Raw genomic sequence first — 6,418 nt, forward strand, 5'->3', positions numbered from 1 at the left:
CACCAGTGTGTTGGAGGGAATGAACAACAAGATCAAGGTGATCAAGCGGGTGGCCTACGGCTACCGGGATAACGACTACTTCTTTCTGAAGATAAAAGCAGCATTTCCCGGTAAAGCGCGATGAACCTAAAAAAACCGCCTTTCGGCGGTTTTTTTATGGCTAATGCCAGCGGTGCTCAGCCAGCGATAACGCGGCTACGCTCGGGCAGAACTGCTTTCAGTTTCTCACTCATGCTGCGCACACTGTTGACGGTGGTGTCCCAGTCGATACAGGCATCAGTGACGGACACGCCGTATTGCAGCTGCGACAGATCCTTTGGAATGGACTGACTGCCCCAACCGATATGGCTTTCAACCATCAGGCCGACAATGGAGTTGTTGCCTTCCAGAATCTGATTGGCAACGTTTTCCATCACCAGTGGCTGCAGGCCTGGATCTTTGTTGGAGTTGGCGTGGCTGCAATCGACCATGATGTTGGGCGCGATTGAGGCTTTCTCCAGGTCTTTTTCGCATAGTGCAACGCTGACCGAGTCGTAGTTCGGCTTGCCATTGCCACCGCGCAGTACCACGTGACCGTAGGGGTTGCCCTTGGTGGTCACGATAGAGACCTGGCCTTGCTGGTTGATGCCCAGGAAGCGGTGCGGGCTGGAAACCGATTGCAGCGCGTTGATCGCAACCGACAGGCTACCGTCAGTACCGTTCTTGAAGCCAACCGCAGAGGACAGACCGGAAGACATTTCGCGGTGAGTCTGCGATTCGGTAGTACGGGCGCCGATGGCAGACCAGGAAATCAGATCCTGCAGATACTGCGGCGAAATCGGATCCAGCGCTTCAGTCGCAGTGGGCAGGCCCATCTCGGCCAGGTCGCGCAGTAACTGCCGGCCGATGTGCAGGCCATCTTCAATCTTGAACGAGTCGTCCAGGTAAGGGTCGTTGATCAGGCCCTTCCAGCCGACGGTGGTGCGCGGCTTTTCAAAATAAACGCGCATGACCAGGTAGATCGTATCCTTGACTTCGTCTGCCAGCACCTTGAGGCGAGCGGCGTAATCCTTGGCAGCTTCGATGTCATGAATAGAGCAGGGGCCGATCACGATGAACAGGCGGTGGTCCTTGCCATCGAGAATATCGCGGATCACCTGACGGCTTTCAATCACGGTTTTCTGCGCGGCTTCGCTCAGCGGAATCTTCGCTTTCAGCTGTTCAGGGCTGATAAGAATTTCGTTGGAGGTGACATTTAAATCATCAATTGGTAAATCGGCCATCATTTATCCTGGGTGTCGTGCCGGCCGCAATGGGGTGCGACCGTTTCAAAAGTGTTCCACAGCTTAATCAAGCTTGGCCGCTTAGGCTACCCCACGCCTTCTATTACCTTGAAAAACAAAATTATTAACGGCGCCGACGCAATAGTTGCGGATTCATGGCGTGCTTTGTCGTGTTGTTGACTGTCTTGCCTTGGCTGTGACCATTACCATTAGCGGCATAAACCCACATCGTTCAAATGAGGCTTGTATGGATAATAAGAAACCACGCATCGGCATTATCGGCACCGGTGCCATTGGCGGCTTTTATGGCGCCATGCTGGCGAAGGCTGGGCATGATGTTCACTTCTTGTTGCGCAGTGAGTATGACGCGGTGGTTGAGAAAGGCATTACGGTTAACAGCCTGGTTAATGAGCCGCTGCATCTGCATCCGGTACAAGCCTATAAGAACGCCGCTGACATGCCTGCCTGTGACTGGATACTGGTGGGCGCCAAGGCGACCAGCGATGACCTGGGTGACCTGATTGCCAAGGCAGGTAAAGCGGATGCCAAGGTCGTGCTGCTGCAAAACGGGTTGAATAACGAAGACAAGCTGCGTCCCTTTCTGCCCGATAGCATGCACCTGATTGGTGGTCTGTGCTACGTCTGCCTGTTCCGCGAGGGGCCGGGCCTGATCAAACATCAGTTCAACGGCATGATCGACCTGGGTTACCACTCAGGGCCGGCTGCCAATGATGCCAAAGCTTTGCTCGAAGAGGGCGCCGCGCTGCTCAAGTCAGGCGGTATTCCTACTCGTATCCTGCCTGGCGTCGATGCCGCCCGCTGGCAGAAGCTGGTGTGGAATGCGCCCTTTAATGGCACCTCTGTGGTACTGAACGCAGGTACCACCCAGATTCTGGGCAATGAGGCCAGCCGCAAGTTGATCGGCGACATGATGGAAGAAGTGGTCGCGGCGGCCAAAGCCTGTGGCGTAGATATGCCCGATGGCATCGGGCAAAAACTATTGGCCGGGACAGCTGTTATGCCGGACTACCATCCCAGCATGTATCACGACTGGTTACACAAGCGCCCGATGGAGTTGGATAGCCTGTACGGCGAAATGCTGCGTCAGGCCAAGAGTGCCGGTTGCAGCATGCCCAAAACCGAGGCATTGTTGGACATGCTGACGTTCATTCAGAACGGCTATCTCAACGCCTAAACCGCTTAAAAGGACGACTATGCCCGCGCTACTCGGTGACAAACTGGTCATCGCCATCTCATCGAGGGCATTGTTTGATCTGGATGAAAGCCATCAGGTCTATGAGCGTGAGGGGCTGGAAGCCTACCGTCAGTATCAGATAGCCCGCGAGGACTCGCCCCTAGAGCCGGGTGAGGCCTTCGCGCTGGTGCAAAAGCTATTGCACATCAACAGTTTGCTTGCAGGCGACAGCAGGGTAGAGGTGGTGCTGCTGTCGCGTAACAGCGCGGATACCGGCCTGCGGGTATTCAACTCGATTCAGCACTATCAGCTGGGTATAACGCGCGCCGCCTTCGCTGGCGGCCGCAGTCCCTTTACCTATATTCCTGCCTTTGGCTGTCATCTGTTTCTATCTACTCACGCAGAAGATGTGCGTGCGACGCTGGATGCCGGCTTTGCCGCCGCGACTATTCTGCCTTCACGGCTGCGTCGGGAAACCCGCGACGAACTGCGTATTGCCTTTGATGGCGATGCGGTGCTGTTTTCCGATGAGTCAGAGCAGGTATTTCAGCGCGACGGTTTGGCCGCCTTTCAGGCCAGCGAACAGGCTGCCGCCAGGCAGCCGCTCGGTGGTGGCCCGTTCAAGGCCTTTCTCGCCGCACTTAACCGAATCCAGACCGAGTTTGGGCAGGAGCAATGCCCTATTCGCACCGCCTTGTTCACGGCCCGCAGCGCGCCAGCCCATGAGCGCGTGATACGCACCTTGCGTGAATGGGATATTCGTCTCGACGAGTCGCTGTTTCTGGGTGGGTTGGATAAATCCGAATTTTTACAGGCGTTTGGCGCTGATCTGTTTTTTGATGATCAGGAAGGCCACTGCCAGCGTGCGATGGGCGTGGTGCCGACCGGTCACGTGCCCCATGGCATCAGTAATCTCAAGATCCCCGAGCCGCGTTAATGAACGCTGCGCAACTAATTGATTGTTAATAGATTTTATCGTCTGCTTAATTTTTACTCTGCTGTTGGTCGGCATTGTTAAACTTTCCTGTCTAAACCTGATTTTATCGTCTAACCTAAGACGATTAACAACTAATCTGGTTATAAGCGGTCTATCCCTGACAGACACCTTTGCCGTAACCAAACTACAGCCCAAAAAAGACTCAAAGGTGTAACGCCCAAGAGGCCAAAAGCGGTTTGCATCAAGGCCGCTGGATCAAGCAGAGGAATACCTATGAAGTTGCAGCAACTGCGCTATATCTGGGAAGTGGCCCACCACGATCTCAACGTATCCGCCACGGCGCAGAGCCTGTACACCTCGCAGCCCGGCATCAGCAAGCAGATTCGCCTGCTGGAGGATGAACTCGGCGTAGAGGTTTTTTCGCGTAGCGGCAAACACTTGACGCGCATTACCCCGGCGGGAGAGCGGATTATCGAGACTGCGGGTGAGATACTGCGCAAGGTCGACAGCATCAAGCAGATCGCCCAGGAGTTCAGCAATGAGCGCAAGGGCACGCTAACGCTATCTACCACGCATACCCAGGCACGCTACGCGTTGCCGCCGATTATCAAAAAATTCATCAGCAGCTACCCCGACGTCTCTTTGCATATGCACCAAGGCACGCCGATGCAGATCTGCGAAATGGCCGTCGATGGTACCGCCGATTTTGCCATCGCGACTGAGGCGCTTGAGCTGTTTTCCGATTTGGTGATGATGCCCTGTTACAAGTGGAATCGCTGTGTGATCGTGCCCAAGGGGCATCCTCTGGCGGACATTGGTGAATTGACGCTGGAGGCGCTGGCCGAGCATCCGCTGGTCACCTATGTCTTTGGCTTTACGGGGCGCTCCAAACTGGATGAGGCCTTTAGCAATCGTGGCTTGTCGCCCAAGGTGGTGTTCACGGCTGCCGATGCGGATGTGATCAAGACTTACGTTCGTTTGGGCCTGGGTGTGGGTATCGTCGCGCATATGGCAGTGGATGCCGTGGCTGATCCTGATCTGGTGGTGATCGACGCCAGCAAGTTGTTTGAAGCCAGCGTGACCAAGATTGGCTTCCGCCGTGGCACCTTCCTGCGTGGTTACATGTACGACTTTATCGAAACCTTCGCGCCGCACCTCACCCGCGAGATGATCGATAATGCATTGCAGTGCAGTAACAAGCTCGAGCTGGATGAGTTGTTTGCCGGGGTCGAGCTGCCTGTGCATTAAGCGTCACAGTGAGCACAAAAAACCGGAGCATTGCTCCGGTTTTTTGTAGCTGCTGCGTAAAGCGTCAGACAGTACTATCAGGACTTGGCGATCAGGTTGCCGGCGTGCAAACCGCATTCTTTCTGGGTGGCTTCTTCCCACCACCAGCGACCTTCGCGCTCATGCTGATTAGGCAGTACCGGCCGAGTGCAGGGCTCACAGCCGATGCTGACGAAGCCGCGTTCGTGCAACGGATTGTAGGGAATCTCCAGCATGCGGATGTAATTCCAAACGTCTTCGCTACTGTAGCTTGCCAGTGGGTTGAACTTGATCACGGTATGTTCTGGTGTAGAAAACGCCGCGTCCTGCTCAATGACGGGTACGTCTGCGCGGGTGGGGCTCTGGTCTTTGCGCTGGCCAGTAATCCAGGCATCGACGCTGGCCAGTTTGCGGCGTAGTGGGGCGATCTTGCGGATGCCGCAACATTCGCCATGACCGCTTTCATAGAAGTCGAACAGGCCTTTTTCGTGCACGTAGGCTTCGAGTTGCTGATGGTCTGGTGACAGCGCCTCAATCTTGATGCCGTAGTGTTTGCGTACCTGTTCGAGAAACCGGTAGGTTTCCGGGTGCAGGCGGCCGGTATCCAAGGTGAATACCTTGATGTTGGGATTGATTTTCCAGGCCATGTCGAGCACGACGATGTCATCGGCACCACTGAAGGACAGCCAGAGGTTGTCAAAGTGGTTCAAGGCCAGTTCGAGGATCTTTTGTGGCGACTCATTGGCGTAGTCGCCGGCGAGTTTTGCAGTATCAAAGGTAGTCATGGGCATCAGGCTCTTTATCCCGCGGTGTCTGTATTGTTCACCGTTCTATGGGCGGAAAGTCTAACAAAGGGGCTTTAGTCCATCCTCTTTTATTTAGTTATATTTTTATGCGCTTATGTTATTTCAATGGTGATTTTCAGGGCTTTCTCGTTGCGCCTCGAAGCGCTTGGCGGTAGATTGTGCGGCATTGAATTTACCGTTATCAGGAGAGTTACGTGGAAATTGCCTGCCTTGACCTTGAGGGCGTATTGGTCCCCGAAATCTGGATTGCCTTTGCCGAGAAAACCGGCATTGAAGAACTCAAGGCGACAACCCGGGATATTCCTGATTACGATGTGTTGATGAAGCAGCGCCTGTCGATTCTCGACAAGCACGGCCTCAAGCTGTCAGACATTCAGGAAGTCATCGCTACGCTAAAGCCATTGGACGGTGCCGTCGAGTTTGTTAACTGGCTGCGTGAGCGCTTTCAAGTTGTCATTCTGTCCGATACCTTCTACGAGTTTTCGCAGCCACTGATGCGCCAGTTGGGCTTTCCGACCCTGCTTTGCCATCGTTTGATTACCGATGAAAACGACCGCGTAGTGGATTATCAACTGCGCCAGAAAGACCCCAAGCGTCAGTCGGTCGTTGCCTTGAAGAGCATCTACTACCGCATTATTGCCGCTGGTGATTCATACAACGACACCACCATGTTGTCTGAAGCCCATGCTGGTATTCTGTTTCACGCGCCGCAGAACGTGATCGACGAATTTCCGCAGTTCCCGGCAGTGCAGACCTTCGATGATCTGAAGCAGGAATTCATCAAGGCATCCAACCGCGAGCTGTCGCTCTGATCGGTAGTCGCCAATAAAAAAGGTTCATCGCATTTTACCGGGAAACGCTGCTTTGATTTTCAAGAAGAAGTAGTTGTTATCCCGGTAACCGTAAGCCATTCGTTTGATGACCTTGATCTTGTTGTTCATGCCTTCCAGAA

The 6,418-nt window shown here is 54.2% G+C and carries 8 protein-coding genes; 5 read left to right on the forward strand and 3 right to left on the reverse strand.

Annotated features, from left to right (window positions below):
• Positions 1 to 124 (forward strand): transposase (locus tag H4J77_RS18915; protein WP_182246879.1); only part of this gene is annotated, 124 nt, incomplete at its 5' end.
• Between the two features lie 52 nt (positions 125 to 176).
• On the opposite strand, the gene H4J77_RS18920 is transcribed toward H4J77_RS18915, so the two are convergent.
• The gene (locus tag H4J77_RS18920) at positions 177 to 1,262 is read right to left on the reverse strand and encodes a 3-deoxy-7-phosphoheptulonate synthase (RefSeq protein WP_123888929.1); all 1,086 of its coding nucleotides are present in this window, start codon (positions 1,260 to 1,262) and stop codon (positions 177 to 179) included.
• A 247-nt stretch (positions 1,263 to 1,509) separates the two neighbouring features.
• Between H4J77_RS18920 and H4J77_RS18925 the strand changes: the two genes are divergently transcribed.
• The 3 genes from H4J77_RS18925 to cysB all read left to right on the forward strand — a co-directional run bounded on the left by H4J77_RS18925 (position 1,510) and on the right by cysB (position 4,642).
• Positions 1,510 to 2,457 carry a putative 2-dehydropantoate 2-reductase gene (locus tag H4J77_RS18925; RefSeq protein ID WP_182249980.1) on the forward strand — a complete coding sequence of 316 codons (948 nt, stop codon included), beginning with the start codon at positions 1,510 to 1,512 and terminating at the stop codon, positions 2,455 to 2,457.
• 19 nt (positions 2,458 to 2,476) lie between these two features.
• Positions 2,477 to 3,394, forward strand: coding sequence for a 5'-nucleotidase (locus H4J77_RS18930; RefSeq protein ID WP_123888927.1), 918 nt, complete (start codon positions 2,477 to 2,479; stop codon positions 3,392 to 3,394).
• Positions 3,395 to 3,667: 273 nt separating this feature from the next.
• Positions 3,668 to 4,642 carry an HTH-type transcriptional regulator CysB gene (gene cysB, locus H4J77_RS18935; RefSeq protein ID WP_182249982.1) on the forward strand — a complete coding sequence of 325 codons (975 nt, stop codon included), beginning with the start codon at positions 3,668 to 3,670 and terminating at the stop codon, positions 4,640 to 4,642.
• 77 nt (positions 4,643 to 4,719) lie between these two features.
• Here the strand turns inward: cysB and H4J77_RS18940 are convergent, their stop codons facing one another.
• Positions 4,720 to 5,445, reverse strand: a complete 726-nt coding sequence (locus H4J77_RS18940) for a phosphoadenylyl-sulfate reductase (protein ID WP_123888925.1) — start codon at positions 5,443 to 5,445, stop codon at positions 4,720 to 4,722.
• A gap of 215 nt (positions 5,446 to 5,660) precedes the next feature.
• Between H4J77_RS18940 and thrH the strand changes: the two genes are divergently transcribed.
• Positions 5,661 to 6,278, forward strand: a complete 618-nt coding sequence (gene thrH / locus H4J77_RS18945; protein WP_182249984.1) for a bifunctional phosphoserine phosphatase/homoserine phosphotransferase ThrH — start codon at positions 5,661 to 5,663, stop codon at positions 6,276 to 6,278.
• A 24-nt stretch (positions 6,279 to 6,302) separates the two neighbouring features.
• Here thrH and H4J77_RS18950 read toward each other — a convergent pair.
• Positions 6,303 to 6,418: transposase (locus tag H4J77_RS18950; RefSeq protein ID WP_182249212.1), on the reverse strand; the 116-nt coding region annotated here is incomplete at its 5' end.

Source organism: Pseudomonas sp. 5Ae-yellow (assembly GCF_014077575.1).
GTDB lineage: Bacteria > Pseudomonadota > Gammaproteobacteria > Pseudomonadales > Pseudomonadaceae > Halopseudomonas > Halopseudomonas neustonica.

Bases quoted from the DNA above. Each gene is read 5' to 3' on its own strand.
- H4J77_RS18930 (WP_123888927.1), top strand. From the start codon at position 2,477: ATGCCCGCGCTACTCGGTGACAAACTGGTCATCGCCATCTCATCGAGG.
- H4J77_RS18940 (WP_123888925.1), bottom strand. From the start codon at position 5,445: ATGACTACCTTTGATACTGCAAAACTCGCCGGCGACTACGCCAATGAG.
- H4J77_RS18920 (WP_123888929.1), bottom strand. From the start codon at position 1,262: ATGGCCGATTTACCAATTGATGATTTAAATGTCACCTCCAACGAAATT.
- cysB (WP_182249982.1), top strand. From the start codon at position 3,668: ATGAAGTTGCAGCAACTGCGCTATATCTGGGAAGTGGCCCACCACGAT.
- H4J77_RS18925 (WP_182249980.1), top strand. From the start codon at position 1,510: ATGGATAATAAGAAACCACGCATCGGCATTATCGGCACCGGTGCCATT.